The organism is Pseudonocardia aurantiaca (genome assembly GCF_039526725.1).
GTDB lineage: Bacteria > Actinomycetota > Actinomycetes > Mycobacteriales > Pseudonocardiaceae > Pseudonocardia > Pseudonocardia aurantiaca.
Map to the genome: position 1 here is coordinate 211,981 of NZ_BAAAJG010000015.1, position 17,337 is coordinate 229,317.

A 17,337-nucleotide genomic window follows, 5' to 3' on the forward strand; every position below is an offset into this window, starting at 1 on the left:
TGGCACCGGAAGAGTCGGCCCAGAAGGAGAAGAGCCCGATGGCGGAGACCGACGCCCCGGTCGGCACGGCGGCTGCACCCGAGCCCGAGAGTCCGCCGTCGGCCGCGGAACGCGCGGCCCCCGCGTCGGCGCGCTCTGCCGACTTCGGCATCGACACGACCGCGCGCACCACGGCCGAGGCCTTGCGCGGGTACGTCGTCAACCTGCGCAACGGCGAGCTGGGCTCGCTGCCCGCGCTGCTGGGTCTCCTCGCGCTGTTCATCCTGTTCACGGTGCTGGACTCGGGCGGCACGTTCCCGAGCCTGCTCAACCTGGCGAACCTGCTCCAGCAGGGCGCAGGCCAGACGATCATCGCCATGGGCCTGGTGTTCGTGCTGCTCACCGGGGAGATCGACCTGGCGGCCGGCACGGCGTCCGGCCTCGCCGCGGCGGTGATGGCGCTTCACCTGGTGTCGGGCGGCAACCTGCTCGGCGCGATGGGTACGCCGGTGTTCCTGATGTTCGCCGCGGTGGTGCTGGTCGCGGTGGTGCTGGCGCTGCTGCTGCGGATCTGGGCGGGAGCCGTCGTCTCCGCGCTGGGGCTGGTGCTCCTGCTCGTCGGGTTCCCACCGAACCCGTGGCTGGAGATGCTGCTTGCCGTCTGCGTCGGGGTGGTCATCGGCTGCCTCACCGGTTTCCTCGTCGCCAAGGCGGGTATGCCGTCGTTCGTCGTGACGCTTGCGCTGTTCATCGCATGGCAGGGTGTGATCCTGCAGCTGATCGGCGACGGCGGCACGCTCGGACTGCGAGACCCGGTGATCAACGCGGTGGCCAACGGCAACCTCTCCACACTCGGCAGCTGGCTGCTGTTCGTGGTGGCGGCAGGCGGGTACGCGGCCGTGCTGCTCAACCGGCAGGCGTCCCGGCGGCGGCTGGGCCTGGTCGCGCAGCCCACCGGGCTCGTCCTGCTCAAGATCGGCGCCGTCGTCGTGCTCGCCGCGGTGGCCACCTACCTGCTGACTCTCGATCGCTCGCCCGGCCAGGTCGCCATCGCCGGTGTGCCGTACGTGGTGCCGATCGTGCTCGTGCTGCTCGTGGCGGGCACGTACGTGCTCGACCGCACGCGCTTCGGCCGGCACGTCTACGCCGTGGGCGGCAACCGCGAAGCGGCGCGCCGGGCCGGCATCAACGTGGTGCGCATCCGGGCTGCGGTGTTCGTCATCTCGGCCGCGTTCGCGGCGGTCGGCGCGATCGTCTACTCGTCGAAGGTCGGCTCGGTGTCGCCGAGCGCCGGTGGCGGCAACACGCTGCTCTTCGCTGTCGGAGCCGCGGTCATCGGCGGCACGTCGCTGTTCGGTGGCCGTGGGCGGATCAGCAACGCGGTGATCGGTGGCGCCGTGCTCGCCACCGTGAACAACGGCCTCGGCCTGCTCGGCCAGCCCGCGTCGGTCGTGTTCCTCGTCAACGGTGTCGTGCTGCTGATGGCGGCCGGCGTGGACGTGCTCTCCCGGCGGCGCTCGGCGGTCGCCGGCAGGTGAGTCGCACCTGGGGGGGTGAGGGTGGCGGCGGTTCGCCCGCCGCCACCGCGGGCGCCCGGCCCGACGAGGCCCGGCGGCACAACCGTGCCGCCCTGCTGCGCAGGCTGCACGTGGAGGGGCCCTGCACGCGGGCGACCCTCGCGTCCGAGTTGGGCCTCAACCGCAGCACGATCAAGGCCGTCGTCGACGGGCTGGCGGAAGCCGGGGTCGTCACCGAGGCGGTGCCAACCCAGCGCAACGGGGCCGGTCGGCCCTCGCTCATGGTGCTCCCCGAGCCGTCCTCCGCCGTCGTACTGGCCGTTGACGTGCGTGTCGAGCAGGTCGCGATGTCGATGGTCGGCATCGGCGGGCAGGTGCTCGGCAGGCACAGCTGGAACCTCCACCACCGCACCCGCACGCCGGGCGAGGTGATCACCCACGTCGCCGAGTCGGCCCAGCTGCTCTCCGATGAGCTCGCGGTCACCGCACTCGGCGCCGGGGTGTCCGTGCCGGGTGTGGTGCGGCGCGACGACGGGTTCGTGCACGAGGCACCCAACCTCGGCTGGAAGGACATCGCGCTCGGCACGCGCCTGGCGTCGGTGCTGCGGATGCCGGTGCAGGTGGCCAACGACGCCGAGCTGGGCGCGCTCGCCGAGCACGTCCGGGGCGACGCCCGCGGCGTCGACGACCTCGTGTACATCTCCGCCGACCGCGGCGTCGGCGGCGGGGTGATCGCGGGCGGGCGACCGCTGCGCGGCACCCGCGGGTACGTCGGCGAGATCGGGCACATCATGGTGCGGCCCGGCGGGCGGCCCTGCTACTGCGGCTCCCGGGGGTGCTGGGAGACCGAGGTGGGGGAGGCCGCGGTCTGCCGGGCGCTGGGCCTGCCGGAGACCACCCCGCGCGGGGTGGTCGTGGCCGAGCTGCGATCGCTCGCCACGGCCCCGCTGCCCGGCCCGCTCGACGAGTTCGCCGACTGGCTCGGCACGGGGCTCGTCACAGTGGTGAACGTGATGGCCCCCGAGCTGGTGGTGCTCGGCGACCTCTTCACCGCGCTCCCACCCGCCGTCGTCGACCACGTGCGGGCCGTCGTGCACGAGCGCAGCCTGGTGAGCCGCGCGGTCGGCGGCACGCGGATCGTCACCAGCCCGCTGGGCCGGGACGCCAAGGTGGTGGGCGCGGCCGAGCTGGCGTTCGAGCCGGTGCTGGGCGCGGTCTGACTGCGGCTGCTCACTCGTCATGGGGGCGGCGTCGAAGGATCGAGCGCAGTCTCCGCAGTCCCGGCCGGAGACCCGGGAACGTGGTGGTGGGTTCCCGGTGCAACGACGTCGGTCCCTCGAGCCTCACCGCGCAGGCCGGGCAGGGTCTGCCGCTCGGCTCGCTCATGGGGGCCGGGGTGATCAGCCGGCCGCAGACCGCACGAACCAGATGACCGTCCAAGCGGTTCGCCGCGTGGACGTCGAACACCTGGTGGGTGAGCCCGGCGCCGAACTGTTCGGTGACGGGGGTCGCGTAATGCCAGTACACGACTCAGCCCGCCGCCTGCTGAGATGCCTGCGCGCGTCGGGCCCGGATCGCGCAGTCGTGAAGCCTGCACGGCCACCGCAGGCGGCCAGTCTGCGCCCCGCCCGAGCAGACCCTGCACCGCCCGGTGCCGTCGTCGATCGGATCAGTGTCCGCCGTTGCCACGTCTGTGCCCTTCCACGGAGCGGGTCTCTCACGTCGGGGTTGCGCCCCAGACGCTGTGCACAGATTCGGGCGAGCGCGGGCTGGTGAACATCCCGTAGCAAGGCGAACCCTTTTGGTGACTCCGCCTCCGGCCGGGAGTAGCGTTTCCGGCCATGACGGCCCGGTCGGCCCGCCGCCAGGAACAGCTCGAACGAGCCGCATCCCTCCGGGCCGAAGGTCGCACGTGGATCGCGATCGGTACCGCGCTCCAGGACCGCTACGGCCTCAAGGCGCTGGTCGCCATGCGCCTCGCCCACGGGTGGGGACAGGCAGACGCAGCCGCGGCATGGACCGCTGCGTGGCCCGATGATCCGAAGAACTTCAAGACGTTCTCGTCCTGGGAGAACTGGCCCGGCCCCACCGGGCACGCACCGTCCCTCGCCGTGCTCGATCGCCTCGCCCAGCTCTACCAGTGCAACGTGGCCGATCTTCTTTCTCGTTGGGGTGAGCACCGGTCTGCGGACGACTACGAGTCAGCCGAGGCAGGGGACGCCGAGTCGGGAACGCTGGCGTGGCAGGTCGGTCACCTCGAACTCGACGAGTTGTCCCGCAGCATGGATCACTGGGCTGAGCGCCTGCCCAGAGAGCAGCGGCGCGCGTTGCTCCTCAAGCTGAGCACCGCCACAGCGGTGGCCGCGGGCCGGTCCAGCACAACTCCAGTGGCGGCAATGGGAACTGGCCCGAAGCCGTCCGAGCTGGCCGGGCTCTGGCGCAGCAGCTATCGCTTCTTCAGCACCGGCCGTGCCGAGGAGTTCGAGGGCAGCCACCGGGTCCGCTTGCGTTCCGAGGGAGACCGGTTGACCGGACGGAGCGAGCCGAACGGCACCGGAATGATCGAGCTGGACCTGCGGACCGACGGCCTGCTCGTCACCGGCTCGTGGACCGAACGAACGGCCACCGACGGCTACTACCGAGGAGCGGTGTACCACGGGATCATGCAGCTCGTGCTCGACCCGGCAGGCCGCTCGATGACCGGCCGATGGCTTGGCCCGGACAAGGAGTTCGCCATCAACTCCGGCGACTGGATGTTGACCCGCGCTTGACCGGGGCCCGGCCGGATCTCGCTGGTACCGCCCCTCAGCGGCGCCGCACCTCCAGGCCGACGTCGCGGCCGCTCACCGAGGTCAGGGTCACCGCCAGCCCGCCGACCACCCCGGTCTGGCCGACGGCCAGCCGCGCCTGCTCGCCGCGCGCCGAGACCGTCACGTTGGCCGGCTCGATCGGCGCCACCCGCAGGCTCCGCTCGAAGGTGCCGAACTCGACGTCGACGGTCTGCTCGCCGGTGAGGCTGATCGTGCAGCTGCTGCCCGAGCAGCGGCTGGAGCGGGACGATCCGGTGCACGCCGTCGCGGCGAGCAGGGCGGACAGGGCGATCAGGATGATCAGGACACGACGCACGGGGGAGTGCTCGGCGCCGACGCCGCGGGCGTTTCACGGCCCGACCCGGGGGACGATGCTCGGGCGGGCCTGAACTCCCACCAGGCTCTGCACACACGGACGCGTCCAGTTGCGGCGCCCTGCCCGTGAGGTTCGCACCAGAGCTGTTGATCTTGCTTCTAACAGCTCTGATGTTCATCTCACGGGCGTCCCGGTGCGCATGTGTGTGCAGAGCCTGGGTGCCGGACCATCCGCTGGAGCTCCCGGGGCTGCCAAGCGTGGCGGTGGCTGCGTGGCACGTGCCGAAGTGAAGGTCTATCCTTTTCCCGACCCGCGGGAGCCCTCGTTCCGAGGCTGAGAGGGCGGCAGGACCGGCCGCCGACCGTTCGAACCTGACCCGGTTAATTCCGGCGTAGGGAGGAACATGAGTTCCCTTCGTGTACCCCGCGTACTGGCCGTCCTAGGCGCCGTCCTGGCGTTCGTGCTCGCCGGCTGCTCCGCGGGCGGGACCGGTAACGGCGGAGGCGCGGGCCGGCCGATCCGCGTCGCCCTCGACTGGACGCCCAACACCAACCACACCGGGCTGTTCGTCGCGCAGCAGGAGGGCTGGTTCCGCCAGGCCGGGCTGGACGTGCAGTTCCTCCCGTACAACAACACCTCGCCGGACACGCTCGTCTCGTCCGGAGCGGCCGACTTCGGCATCTCCTTCCAGGACTCGTTCACCTTCTCCAAGGCCGCCGGTGCGGACATCACGTCGGTGATGGCCGTGCTGCAACACTGGGCCACGGAGATCGCCGTCCGCGCCGACCGCACCGACATCACCTCACCGCGCGACCTCGACGGCAAGACCTACGGCGGGTTCGGCGCGGCCTACGAGGGGCCGAAGATGCGGGCCGTCATCAAGGACGCGGGCGGCACCGGCACCTTCTCCACCGTGGTGCTGGGCACGGCGGCCTACGAGGCGCTGTACGCGGGCCAGGTCGACTTCACCGAGCCGTTCGTGGCGTGGGAGGGCATCGAGGCCGGGATGCGCGGGCAGCCGCTCAAGACCTTCGCCTACACCGACTACGGCTTCCCGGACGCCTATAACGTCCTGCTCATCGGCAACAGCCCGTGGCTGCAGGCCAACCCGGACGCCGCGGCGCGGTTCGTGCAGGCCGCGCAGCGCGGCTACCAGCTCGCCGCCGACGACCCCGCCCTTGGCGCGAAACTTCTCACCGACGCGAACCCCGGAGCGTTCACCGAGCCGGAGCTCGTGACACGCAGCCAGGAGATGCTGAGCGCGCAGTTCCTGCGTGACGAGTCGGGGCGCGTCGGCGTGCAGACGCCGGAGAAGTGGGCGGGCTACTCGGGCTGGGTGTTCGACTCCGGGGCCCTCACCGGCCCGGACGGCCGCCCGCTCACCCAGCGGCCCGACTTCTCCACCTGGTTCACCAACGACTACCTCGCCCCGGTCTCCTGACCATGGTGCGGACCCTGCGCCGGGTGGCGCCGCCGCTGCTGCTCGTGGCCGTCGCGCTGGTGGCCTGGCAGTGGTACGTCACGGCTGCCGGGGTGCGGCCGCAGGTGCTGCCCTCGCCTCTGCGGGTGGTGGAGCAGGGCTGGGCGTTCCGCGACCAGATCTGGGCCAACACCGTGCCGACGCTGCAGGTGACCGCCGTCGGGTTCTCGGTGTCGCTGGTGCTCGGCTGGGCACTCGCGATCGCCGTGGACTTCTCCCCGTGGCTGCGGCGCGCGCTCATGCCGCTGCTCGTTGCGTCGCAGACGCTGCCGATCATCGCGATCGCCCCACTGCTGATCATCTGGTTCGGGTTCGGGCTGCTCCCGAAAGTCGTGGTGATCACGCTCGTCACGTTCTTCCCGGTGGCGGTCGGGCTCATCGAGGGGTTCGCGGCCACCGACCGGCAGGCCACCAACCTGCTGCGCAGCATGGGCGCATCCCGCTGGAAGCAGTTCCGCTACGTGCGCCTGCCCGGTGCGCTGCCCCGCTTCTTCACGTCGCTGCGAATCGGCATCACCTACGCCGTGACCGGCGCGATCTTCGCGGAGTACGTCGGCGCGACGGCCGGGCTGGGCATCTTCATGAGCCTGCAGCGCAACTCCTTCCGTACCGACCTGGTGCTCGCCGCGGTCGTCGTGACGGCGCTGCTGTCGGTGGCGCTGTTCGCGCTGACGTACGCGGTGGAACGGCTCGTCGTGCCGTGGCGCACCCGCGAGAGCAACTCGGAGTCGAGCGATGTCTGAGGGAAAGCTGGTCCTCGACGGACTCCACAAGACCTACCCCGGGCTCCCGGTGCTCGACGGGGTGGCGTTCGACGTGGCGCCGGGGGAGTTCGTCTCGGTGATCGGGCCGAGTGGGTGCGGCAAGTCCACGCTCTTCGACGTGATCGCCGGGCTGGAGCGCCCCGACGCCGGGCGCGTGATCGTCGACGGCGAGGACACCACCGGGCGCGTCGAACCCTTCGCGTACATGCCGCAGCGGGACCTGCTGTTCCCGTGGCGCACGGTGCTCGACAACACGACCCTCGGCCTCGAGGTGGCCGGGATGTCGAAGAAGGCGGCGCGGGAGCGGGCCCGGCCCCTGTTCGCGCCGTTCGGGCTGGCCGGCTTCGAGACGGCCCGCCCGCACGAGCTGTCGGGAGGGATGCGGCAGCGGGCCGCGCTGCTACGCACGGTCGTGCAGGACCGGGCGGTGCTCCTGCTCGACGAGCCGTTCGGCGCGCTGGACTCGCTCACCCGCACCGACATGCAGACGTGGCTCGAAGGCGTCCGCGCCGGCTACGGCTGGACCGTTCTGCTGATCACCCACGACATCCGGGAGGCGGTGTTCCTCTCCGACCGCGTGGTGGTGCTCGCGCCGCGGCCCACGTACGTGCAGCAGGAGGTGCTGGTCGACCTGCCGCGCCCGCGCACCGTGGAGATGATCACCTCGGCCCGGTTCGCCGCGGTGGAGGAGGAGTTGTTGGCCGCGTTGCGCGGATCCGGGTTGCGCGGATCCGGAAGGAAGCCCCCGCGAGCCGATTAGCAATGCTTTGCGAATTACGGCGGCGCTGAATCAGGCCGAAATTGCCGACCCCGCGATGACAAACCGATCCGCGTCGGACGTATTCGCCATGTCCTCCTGGAGGGCGACCGTGTACGGGTGCTTGGGGCCGTACAGCACGGAGGCGTCGACGGCCGCGCGCTCGAACGTGGCGGCCGCGTCTCTCTCCCGGCCGAGCACGGCCTGGCACGCCCCGACGTTGCCACGCAGCGCGATTGTGTGCCCGTCGCGGGGGCCGTGGACCTGCTCAGAGTCGTTCAACGCCGCTTTCAGAAGGGTGAGCGCCGACTCGACGTCGCCCGTGGCGCCGCGCGCGAGCGCCATGCCCATGCGCGAGGTGAGGGTGTCGGGGTGGGCCGGGCCGAGGGTGCGCCTGCGTTCGGCCGTGACACGGCCGGACAGCGCAAGCGCGTCGTCCAGATTGCCCGCCAACCGATAGGCCGTTGCGAGGGCGTCGGCGGCGGTGAGGGTGCGCGGGTCGTCGTCACCGAAGACCCTGACGCGATCGGAGAGGTTGGCGCTGAGCAGGTCGATTCCCATGCGGAACTGCCCGGCGGCCGTGCACGTGACGCCCAGGTTGCCCGCGACGGTAAGGGTGTCCGGGTGGTCCGGGCCGAGTGTGGCCCGGCAGCCCTCGAGCGCCTGCTCGAACAGCGGCACGGCCTCGTCGTGGCGACCGGCCGCGGATCGTGCGACCGCGTCGGAGTGCCGCGCGGCCAGATCCTGGACGCCTTCCTGGAGGCGTGCAGCGCTGCCGCGACCCTCGCGTGACCACCACGCCATCACACCACCCCCCGAAGAGCACAGTGCAGTTTCCACGGAAAATACCGGACAATCGCAACCAGCGGGGACATCCTGTGAGCCGTTCGGCAGGCGGTACCAGGGATTTCGCGGAATTGTCACGGGTGGTGCGTGCGCGATGACGAAGGGTTGTCCGTAGCATCGGGGAGTGCGATTGACCCGGAGCGCGCGTAAGCACGGCATCGCGCCTGACGAGATCCGGCGCGTGCTCGCGGCGCCGCTTCGCACCGTGGCGCAGGGCGAGGTCGAACTGCACATCGGCCTCACGGCGCGACGCGACCTGCTGGAGGTGGTGGTCGCGCCCGGCGACCCCGTTGTCGTGCTCCACGCCATGCGGCTGCGGCCGTCGAACTACTGCTGGCTCACCGACCCGGTCGACGCCTCCCGAGCGCGGTTGGAGTCTTAGAGTCGCCGCATGGCCTCATCCACCCGACGCGCAGACGTCCTCGCCGCCACACCCACCCTGCTCGACGCCGACGGCGAGCTGGATGCGCGCGCGAACAAAGCGTTGCTCAGCGGATTGGCCGGGCGCGTCGACGCGGTGTTCGTCGCAGGCACCACGGGGGAGTTTCCCGGGCTGGGTCTTCCCGAGCGCTCCCGGCTTCTCGGTATCGCGCTCGACGCGTTCGGGCCGGAGCAGGTGGTGGTCCACGTCGGCGCCGCCGCCACCCGGGACGCCGTCGCGCTCGCCCGCGACGCGGTGGCGGCGGGCGCGCGACGGCTCGCCGTGATCACGCCCTATTTCCTGGCGGTTGACGCGACGGCGGTCAGCAGGCACTTCAGCGCCGTCGCGGAGGTCGCCGACGGCGCCCGCGTGTACGGCTACCTGTTCCCGGAACGCACCGGGGTGCCCGCCGACGCCGCTGGGTTCGCGGCTCTCGCAGCCGAGATCGGGCTCGCCGGCGCCAAGCTGAGCGGCTCGGTCGCCGACCGCCTGCCGGACTTCGTCGCCGCGCTGCCGGAAGACGCCGTGCTGTGGGCCGGGGCGGACACGGAGCTCCCGGCCGTGGCACGGGCAGGCGGGCGGGGTGTGGTGGCGTCGCTGGCGTCGGTGTTCCCGGAGCCCTTCGCCGCGCTCGCCGACGCCCTCGCGGCCGGCGACGCGGAGGCCGAGCGGGCGGCTCAGGCCGGGGCGGACGAGGTGAAGGCCGCGCTCGGCGGCGGCATCGCCGGGCTCAAGTACGCGCTGGAGCTGATGGGTGTGGGCACGGCGACGATGCGGATGCCCACGCCCGGCCTCACAGCGGAGACGCGGGAAAGCATCGCCCGGCTGGTGGCCCGGCGGACAGGCTGACGTTTCGGGCGCGGGATCAGCCCGCCAGAACCACGATCAGCGTGCGGGGGCCGTGCACGCCCTCCACGCGTTCCAGCTCGATGTCGCTCGTGGCCGACGGCCCGCTCACGAACGTGATCGGCCGGCGCGGGTCGAGCGCCGCGAGCAGTTCCGGCACCGTCTGCACGACCTGCTCGGCGCGCACGACGCAGACGTGCACGTCGGGCACGAGGGTGATCGCGCGCCTGCCCTGGTCGGGTGATCCGTCGAGGGCGATGGTGCCGGTGGTCGCGCAGGCCGCGGCGCACGCGGTGACCACCGCGGCGGAGGTGTCCAGCTCGGCGGGGGAGAGGGACCCGTCGTCGGGCGCCCAGTCGGGTCCGTCGGCCCGCCACTCGGCCGGCAGCTCCGGCGCCGCCACCACCCGGCCCGGGAACGCCACCAGCGCCGTGGCCACCGCGGCCGCCACCCCGTCGGCGGGGGCGTCGATCACGGTGGCCTTGTAGTCGACGAGCCGGTCACGGAACAGCTCGATCAGCGCCGGGTGGCCGGGCGGGTGCTCGCCCTTGCGGTGGTAGTCGCGCGGCACGTCCGGCGGCGCCGGGTGCCCGGCCGCGGCGTTGGCCGCCCTGATCCGGCCGAGCATCTCGTCACGAGCGGTTGTCACGTTCGCCCCTTTCGCGGGCCCACCATTCCCGGAAGGTCTTGGCCGGGGGACGAGGGGCGTCGCGGCTCGCCGTCCACGCCGAGAGCGGCGGCGGGAGCGCGGAGATCCGGCCACTCTTCCGCCCGAGCAGCCGCCCGGCCCGCGACGCCTTCTCCGCCGCGGCGAACCGTTTGGGATCGGCCATCACCCAGGCGGCCGCCGCCATCACCACGGCCTCCGGGGTGGGCACGCGCCGCTTCCGCTGCTCGTCCACGTGCCTGGCCCGCAGCTTCACCAGCAGCGACGGGATGTCGATGCGCACCGGGCAGGCGTCGAAACACGCCCCGCACAGGCTCGAGGCATAGGGCAGGGACGCGTTGTCCTCGACCCCCGTGAGCTGCGGCGAGAGCACGGCGCCGATCGGCCCGGGGTACACCGACCCGTAGGCGTGCCCGCCGGTGCGCTCGTAGACGGGGCAGACGTTGAGGCAGGCGGAACACTTGATGCAGTGCAATGCGCTGCGGCCCAGCTCGTCGGCGAGCGCGGCGGTGCGGCCGTTGTCGAGCAGCACGAGGTGGAACGCCTGCGGCCCGTCGCCGGGCGTCACACCCGTCCACGCCGATGTGTAGGGGTTCATCCGCTCGCCGGTGGAGGAGCGCGGCAGGAGCTGGAGGAACACCTCGAGGTCCTGCCAGGTGGGCACGACCTTCTCGATGCCCATCACGGTGATCAGCGTCTCGGGCAGCGTGAGGCACATACGCCCGTTGCCCTCGGACTCGACGACGAGCAGCGTGCCGGTGTCGGCGACCCCGAAGTTGGCGCCGGAGATCGCGACCTTCGCGCGCAGGAACCGCTCGCGCAGGTGGGCGCGGGCGGCCATGGCGAGCCGGCGCGGCTCGGCGGTCAGCCCGGGGTCGACGTCCGGCATCGTGCGCAGGAAGATCTCGCGGATCTCCGCTCGGTTGCGGTGGATGGCGGGTACGAGGATATGGCTGGGCTGGTCGCCGCCGAGCTGGACGATGAGCTCGGCGAGGTCGGTCTCGTGGGCCGCGATGCCCGCGGCCTCGAGCGCCTCGTTGAGCCCGATCTCCTGCGTGGCCATCGACTTGACCTTGACGACCTCCCGCTCGCCGGTCTCCTGGACCAGCCGCGTGACGATCGAGTTGGCCTCGTTCGCGTCCCGGGCCCAGTGCACGACGCCGCCGCGGGCAGTGACCGACCGCTCCAGCCGCTCCAGGTTCTCGTCGAGCCGGGCCATCGTCGCCGCCTTCAGGGCGGAGCCGGCGAGCCGCAGCTGCTCCCAGTCGTCCAGCTCGGCGACGACGGACGCGCGCTTGCTGCGGATGGTCCGGGTGGCGTGGCCGAGGTTGCGGCGCAGCTGAGAGTCCGCCAGCGCCTGTCGCGCGGCGTCCGGGAACGACTTCTCGCCGCGTAGGTGCCCGACGCCGCGGGGGGCCGGCACCCCGAGGAAGGTGGTCATCGCGTCGCCTCGCTGGGTCGGGCCCGCCCTGGTTGCAGCAGAGCGATCTTGCTGCAACGTGCCGGCGTGAAAGTGGCTTTGCTTCCATTCGGCGGAACGTTCACGACGTGCTCGCCAGGATCTCGGCCAGGTGGACCGTGCGGGTGCCGCTCCGCAGCCGGGAGAGGCCGCCGCCGATGTGCATCAGGCACGACGAGTCGCCCGCCGAGACGACCTCGGCGCCGGTGTCGAGCACGTTGCGCATCTTGTCCGCGAGCATCGCCGTGGAGGTGTCGGCGTTCTTCAGCGCGAACGTGCCGCCGAACCCGCAGCACTGGTCGGCCTCGGGTAGCGGCATGAGCGTCATGCCCCGCACGTGGCGCAGCAGCCGCAGCGGCTTGTCGTCGACCCGCAGCATGCGCAGGGAGTGGCACGTGGGGTGGTAGGTGACCCGGTGCGGGTAGTACGCGCCCACGTCCTCGACGCCGAGCACGTCGACGAGCAGCTCGGACAGCTCGTAGGTCCGAGCCGCCACGGCCTCGGCGCGGGCCGCCAGGGCCTCGTCGCCTGCCGCCGCGGCGACCATCGCGTGCTGGTGGCGCACCGACCCCACGCACGACCCCGACGGCGCGACGACCGCGTCGTAGGGCTCGAAGACCTTGACATGGTGGCGCACGAGCGGGAGGGCCTCACGCTGGTAGCCGGTGTTGGTGTGCATCTGGCCGCAGCAGGTCTGCGCGGAGGGGAACTCCACGTCGTGCCCCAGCCGCTCCAACAGCGCCACCGTCGCCTTGCCGACGTCGGGGAAGAGCGTGTCGGCCAGACACGTCACGAAAAGGGCGATCTTCATGTGGGGGTCCTTGCCGACAGGAGCCTGGTGGAGGCACGCACCACCAGTTCGGGGGCGAACACCACCTGCTGGTGCTCGTGGTCGCCGGGCCCGCGCGCCTCGGCGAGGAGCAGCTGGGCCGCGGTGCGGCCGAGCAGCTGCCGTGGCTGGCTGACCGAGGTCAGCGGCACGGCGGCGGCCTCGGCGAACTCGATGTCGTCGTAGCCGACGATCGCGAGGTCGTCGGGCACCCGTAGGCCCAGGCGCACCATCTGCTGCAGCAGCCCGAGCGCGAGCAGGTCGTTGGCGCAGAACGCGGCGGTCGGGCGGCGCGCGGCGGGCAGCCCGGCCAGTCGCTCCCCGGCCCGGCGGCCCTCCGCGACGTTCAAGGCGGCCGTCTCCAGCACGGTCAGCTCGGCCCCCGGCACCCGCGCCACGGCCTGCCCGGCGCCCGTGATGCGGTCGGTGACCTGCCCGATCGCCCGCGGGCCGCCGACGAACGCGATGCGCCGGTGGCTGGTCTCCAGGAGGTGGGTGGCGGCGAGGTCGCCGCCGAGCACGTCGTCCACCGTGACCGAGCACCGGTCCGGGCCCGCGCCCCGGTCAACCACCACCACGGGGGTGCCGCGCCGGGCGAGCGCGGCGATCCGCGGCTCGTCCGCGTCGACCGGGGTGATCAGCACGCCCTCCACCCGCTGCTGCTCCAGCAGATCGAGGAACCCGGCCTGCCGGGCGGCGTCCTCGCCGCTGTTGCAGAGGAACAGCGCGAGCCCCGCGGCGTCCGCCGCCTCCTGGACACCGCGGGCGACGTCGGTGAAGAACGGGTTGGACGTGTCGAGCACGACGTAGGCGAGGGTGCGGCTGCCGCCGCCGCGCAGCTGGCGGGCCGACTCGTTGCGCACGAAGCCGAGCACCTCGATCGTGTCGAGCACGCGGCGCCGGGTCGGCTCGCTGACCAGCTCGGGACGGTTGAGCACGTTGGAGACGGTGCCGAGCGAGACGCCCGCGCGGAGGGCCACGTCCTTCATGCTCGGGGTGCCCCGTGGGCTCGTCCCCGGTCTCACGAGCGCCGCCTCCCGCCGATCCCGCGGCCCGTGGGATGTGCCGCCGCGAGCCCTGCCGTTCCGGAGTCTAGTGGCGTGAAACCTCGTTCCCACGCCACTGGTTGTCGCCGGGGGACATCAGGCCGCCTGGCGGTACGCGTCGTCCATCCGTAGCAGCCCCTCCGGGACGACGCGGGCGGGCCGGCGGGAGCGATCGTCGTGGGGGAGGCGCGCTGGCCACCGTCATGGCGAGCCCGACCCCGAACGGACTTCGTGGTCCCGCGTAGGACCTCCCGATTGACTCGTTTCAGCTCCGAGGTGGGGTAGATCGCAGTCAAGGCGGGGTTCTGCGCACAGGCCAGTCCGCAAGTCGTGTGAGCGGGTCCGACTTCCGCTGGAGGTTGACGCCCCGATGTGGCAATCGTTAGATTCCACGAGCAGCGTATGAAACGTTTCATACAGGCAGGAAGATCTCATGCCCGACCAGTTCTCGACCATCCGGCCGGCGCCCGTGCGGTACGAGCACGCCACCTCGGGATTCGGGCTCGGCACGGGCACTCCGCGCCTGTCGTGGCAGGTGCCGGCCGCACCCGAGGGCTACGCGCAGGCCATCTACGAGCTCGAGCTGACCGACGCCGACACCGGCGCAACGAGCGTCGACCGGGTCGAGTCCCCCGAGCAGGTGCTCGTGCCGTGGCCCTTCCCGGCGCTGGGCTCCCGGGCCAGGGGGTCGGTGCGGGTCCGGGTGGCCGGTGCGGGCGAGGACTGGAGCGGGTGGAGCGAGCCGGCACCCGTCGAGACCACCCTGCTCGACCCGCTCGACTGGACCGCCCGCTTCGTCTCGCCGCGGACGCTGGGCGGGATCGAGCAGCCGGCGCCGATCGTCCGCGGCGGCGTGGAGCTGACCGGTGCGGTCGCAGGGGAGATCGTCAGGGCGCGGCTGCACGTCACCGCGCTCGGCCTGCACGTCACGACGATCAACGGGGTGCGCGTCACGGACGAGGAGCTCGCGCCCGGCTGGACGTCCTACGGCTCCCGCCTGCGCTTCCGCACCCACGACGTCACGGGGCTGCTGCGCGAGGGCGCGAACTCGGTCGAGGTGCTGCTCGGCAACGGCTGGTACCGCGGGCGGCTCGGTTGGGGCGGGCGCCGGGCGCACTACGGCGACCGGCTCGCCGCGCTGGCCCAGCTGGAGGTCACGCTCACCGATGGGACCGTCCGCACGTTCGGCACCGACGAGACGTGGACGGCGGTGGCGAGCGGGGTGCTCGCCGACGACCTCTACGACGGGCAGATCACCGACCTGCGTTTCGTTCCCGACGCCCACGGTGAGCCGGTGGACGTGCTCGACGAGGACCTCGGGCGGCTCGTCCCGCCGGCCGGCCCGCCGGTCCGCTCGGTGGCCGAGGTGCCGGCCGTGTCGCTCTCGCGCTCGCCCTCGGGACGGCTGCTCGCCGACTTCGGGGAGAACGTCGTCGGCTGGGTACGGCTGCGCGTGCGCGGCGGCGCCGAGGGCCGGCGGGTGGTCGTCCGGCACGCGGAGGTGCTCGAACACGGCGAGCTGGGTGTGCGCCCGCTGCGCTCGGCGAAGGCGACCGACGAGTACGTGCTCGCGGGAGAGACCGCCGAGCTGACGCCGTCCCTCACCTTCCACGGGTTCCGTTACGCCGAGTTGGAGGGCGTGAGCGAGGAGCAGGTGGAGTCGGCCACGGCCGTGGTGCTCAGCTCGGACCTGCGGCCAACCGGCACGTTCGCCTGCTCCGCACCAGACGTCGAGACGCTGCACGCGAACGTCGTGCGGAGCATGCGCGGCAACTTCCTCGACGTCCCCACCGACTGCCCCCAGCGTGACGAGCGGCTCGGCTGGACCGGGGACATCCAGGTCTTCGCCCCCACGGCCGCGTTCCTGGCCGACTGCGCCGGGTTCCTCACGTCGTGGCTTGCCGACCTCGCCGCCGACCAGCAGCCCGACGGGTCGGTGCCCTTCGTCGTGCCCGACGTGCTGCGCCGCCCGGAGGGCCCGGCCGCAGCGGCGTGGGGCGATGCCGCCACCGTCGTGCCGTCGGTGCTCTATGAGCGGTTCGCCGACGCCGAGGTGCTTGCCACCCAGTTCGACAGCATGAAGGCCTGGACCGACCGGATCGCCGGGCTCGCAGGCAAGGACGGGCTGTGGGCGGGTGGCTTCCAGTTCGGCGACTGGCTCGACCCGGCCGCCCCGCCGGAGGATCCCGCCGCCGCGCGCACCGACCCGGACCTCCTCGCCACCGCGCACCTCGTGCGCTCCGCGGAGCTGACGGCCCGCGCCGCCGAGGTGCTCGGGCGTTCCGCCGAGGAACGGCACTACGCCGACCTCGCCGCCACCGCCCGCGACGCGTTCGCCCGCGAGTTCGTGAGCCCGTCGGGGCGGCTGCACAACGACGCCCCGACGGCGTACGCGCTCGCGCTGATCTGGGATCTGCTCCCCACGCCGGAGCAGCGCGCGCACGCCGGGCGCACGCTCGCCGACCTCGTGCGCAAGGCGGGGTTTCGGGTCGCCACCGGGTTCGTCGGAACCCCGCTGATCACCGACGCGCTCACACTCGCGGGCGAGCCTGAGCTCGCGTACCGGCTGCTGCTGGAGCGTGGTTGCCCGTCGTGGCTCTACCCCGTCACCATGGGCGCGACCACGATCTGGGAGCGCTGGGACAGCATGCTGCCCGACGGTTCGATCAATCCCGGCCAGATGACCTCGTTCAACCACTACGCGCTCGGGGCCGTGGCCGACTGGCTGCACCGGGTGGTCGCCGGGCTCGCGCCCGCGGCGCCCGGCTACCGGCGCCTGCTCGTGCGCCCGATGCCCGGCGGCGGGCTCACCTCCGCCGCCGCCCGTCACGACACGCCGTATGGCCCCGCCGCGGTGGCGTGGGAGCGGGCGGACGGGCGGCTCCGGCTCTCCGTCGAGGTGCCGGTCGGCGTGCGGGCGGACGTGCACGTGCCCGGCCGGGCGGAGCTGGTCGAGGTGGGACACGGCCACCACCGCTGGGACGTGCCCGACCCCGTCGAGCCGCCACGTGTGGTGCGCACCGTCCGGGACGCGATCGACGACGCGGGCCTGTGGGACGAGCTCGTCGCCACGGCAGTCACGGCGGGGCTCGCGTCCGACGGCGCCGAGATCGCGGCGCGCGTGGGCCCGCACCTCGACGCCCCGGCGACCGAGCTGCCCGCACTCGTGCCGCCACGGCTGCGGCCCGCCCCCGACGAGGTGCGGGAACGGCTCGCCGCGGTGGTGGCCCGGAGGGGGGTGCGGTAGTTGCGCCACTGCTTCCTGCTCCAGGTGCGGCCGGACCGGCTCGACGAGTACCGCGAGCGGCACCGCCGCGTCTGGCCGGAGATGCTGGCCGCGCTGCGCGACAGCGGGTGGCGCAACTACTCGCTCCACCTGCGCGGCGACGGGCTGCTCGTCGGCTACGTCGAGACCGACGACCTCGCCGCCGCACAGGAGGCCATGGCCCGCACCGACGTGAACGCCCGGTGGCAGGCCGAGATGGCCCCGTTCTTCACCGGCCTCGACGGCCGGCGTCCGGACGAGGGCTTCCTCGTCCTGGAGGAGGTCTTCCACCTGGAGGACCAGCTGTCCCGATCGGAGAGTGACGCGTGAACGAC

The 17,337-nt window shown here is 72.6% G+C and carries 16 protein-coding genes and 1 riboswitch; of the genes, 10 read left to right on the plus strand and 6 right to left on the minus strand.

The genetic code is table 11. The features are described from left to right. The first annotated feature begins 38 nt into the window (after positions 1-38). From ABD143_RS23215 to ABD143_RS23225, 3 genes are all read left to right on the plus strand, one after another. Positions 39-1,517, plus strand: coding sequence for a sugar ABC transporter permease (locus tag ABD143_RS23215; protein ID WP_379659720.1), 1,479 nt, complete (start codon positions 39-41; stop codon positions 1,515-1,517). Next, positions 1,514-2,716: an ROK family protein gene (locus ABD143_RS23220; RefSeq protein WP_343982174.1), complete on the plus strand. Its 1,203-nt coding sequence runs from the start codon at positions 1,514-1,516 to the stop codon at positions 2,714-2,716. Before ABD143_RS23215 ends, ABD143_RS23220 begins: the two co-directional genes overlap by 4 nt. A gap of 621 nt (positions 2,717-3,337) precedes the next feature. After that, positions 3,338-4,267 carry a hypothetical protein gene (locus tag ABD143_RS23225; protein WP_343982177.1) on the plus strand — a complete coding sequence of 310 codons (930 nt, stop codon included), beginning with the start codon at positions 3,338-3,340 and terminating at the stop codon, positions 4,265-4,267. Positions 4,268-4,301: 34 nt separating this feature from the next. Here the strand turns inward: ABD143_RS23225 and ABD143_RS23230 are convergent, their stop codons facing one another. Continuing rightward, entirely contained in the window at positions 4,302-4,622 is a 321-nt protein-coding gene (locus tag ABD143_RS23230) for a hypothetical protein (protein ID WP_343982180.1), read from the minus strand. A gap of 302 nt (positions 4,623-4,924) precedes the next feature. Further along, a riboswitch (TPP riboswitch) is annotated at positions 4,925-5,037 on the plus strand. Here ABD143_RS23230 and ABD143_RS23235 point away from each other — a divergent pair. From ABD143_RS23235 to ABD143_RS23245, 3 genes are all read left to right on the plus strand, one after another. Next, on the plus strand, positions 5,026-6,063 hold the full coding sequence (locus ABD143_RS23235) for an ABC transporter substrate-binding protein (RefSeq protein WP_343982184.1): 1,038 nt from the start codon (positions 5,026-5,028) through the stop codon (positions 6,061-6,063). It overlaps the preceding riboswitch by 12 nt. Before the next feature lie 2 nt (positions 6,064-6,065). Further along, positions 6,066-6,845: an ABC transporter permease gene (locus tag ABD143_RS23240; protein ID WP_343982187.1), complete on the plus strand. Its 780-nt coding sequence runs from the start codon at positions 6,066-6,068 to the stop codon at positions 6,843-6,845. Further along, the gene (locus ABD143_RS23245; RefSeq protein ID WP_343982190.1) at positions 6,838-7,626 is read left to right on the plus strand and encodes an ABC transporter ATP-binding protein; all 789 of its coding nucleotides are present in this window, start codon (positions 6,838-6,840) and stop codon (positions 7,624-7,626) included. Before ABD143_RS23240 ends, ABD143_RS23245 begins: the two co-directional genes overlap by 8 nt. A 30-nt stretch (positions 7,627-7,656) precedes the next feature. Here the strand turns inward: ABD143_RS23245 and ABD143_RS23250 are convergent, their stop codons facing one another. Next, entirely contained in the window at positions 7,657-8,427 is a 771-nt protein-coding gene (locus ABD143_RS23250; protein WP_343982193.1) for a tetratricopeptide repeat protein, read from the minus strand. A gap of 166 nt (positions 8,428-8,593) precedes the next feature. On the opposite strand from ABD143_RS23250, the gene ABD143_RS23255 reads away from it, so the two are divergent. Both ABD143_RS23255 and ABD143_RS23260 read left to right on the plus strand, forming a co-directional pair. Further along, a complete protein-coding gene (locus ABD143_RS23255; protein ID WP_343982196.1) occupies positions 8,594-8,851 on the plus strand; it encodes a hypothetical protein in 258 nt (85 codons plus the stop codon). 9 nt (positions 8,852-8,860) lie between these two features. Next, entirely contained in the window at positions 8,861-9,739 is an 879-nt protein-coding gene (locus ABD143_RS23260; RefSeq protein ID WP_343982199.1) for a dihydrodipicolinate synthase family protein, read from the plus strand. A 16-nt stretch (positions 9,740-9,755) separates the two neighbouring features. On the opposite strand, the gene ABD143_RS23265 is transcribed toward ABD143_RS23260, so the two are convergent. The 4 genes from ABD143_RS23265 to ABD143_RS23280 all read right to left on the minus strand — a co-directional run bounded on the left by ABD143_RS23265 (position 9,756) and on the right by ABD143_RS23280 (position 13,680). Continuing rightward, the gene (locus ABD143_RS23265) at positions 9,756-10,385 is read right to left on the minus strand and encodes a LutC/YkgG family protein (RefSeq protein ID WP_343982202.1); all 630 of its coding nucleotides are present in this window, start codon (positions 10,383-10,385) and stop codon (positions 9,756-9,758) included. Next, a complete protein-coding gene (locus ABD143_RS23270) occupies positions 10,369-11,844 on the minus strand; it encodes a LutB/LldF family L-lactate oxidation iron-sulfur protein (protein WP_343982204.1) in 1,476 nt (491 codons plus the stop codon). Before ABD143_RS23270 ends, ABD143_RS23265 begins: the two co-directional genes overlap by 17 nt. Positions 11,845-11,944: 100 nt before the next feature. Then, positions 11,945-12,673 (minus strand): (Fe-S)-binding protein, encoded by a 729-nt coding sequence (locus ABD143_RS23275; protein WP_343982207.1) that lies wholly within the window; start codon positions 12,671-12,673, stop codon positions 11,945-11,947. After that, on the minus strand, positions 12,670-13,680 hold the full coding sequence (locus ABD143_RS23280) for a LacI family DNA-binding transcriptional regulator (protein ID WP_343982209.1): 1,011 nt from the start codon (positions 13,678-13,680) through the stop codon (positions 12,670-12,672). Before ABD143_RS23280 ends, ABD143_RS23275 begins: the two co-directional genes overlap by 4 nt. A gap of 490 nt (positions 13,681-14,170) precedes the next feature. Here ABD143_RS23280 and ABD143_RS23285 point away from each other — a divergent pair, with 490 nt between their 5' ends. Together ABD143_RS23285 and ABD143_RS23290 are read left to right on the plus strand one after the other, a co-directional pair. Beyond that, positions 14,171-16,984, plus strand: coding sequence for a family 78 glycoside hydrolase catalytic domain (locus ABD143_RS23285; protein WP_343982211.1), 2,814 nt, complete (start codon positions 14,171-14,173; stop codon positions 16,982-16,984). Continuing rightward, positions 16,985-17,332 (plus strand): L-rhamnose mutarotase, encoded by a 348-nt coding sequence (locus tag ABD143_RS23290; protein WP_343982213.1) that lies wholly within the window; start codon positions 16,985-16,987, stop codon positions 17,330-17,332. Positions 17,333-17,337 lie beyond the last annotated feature (5 nt).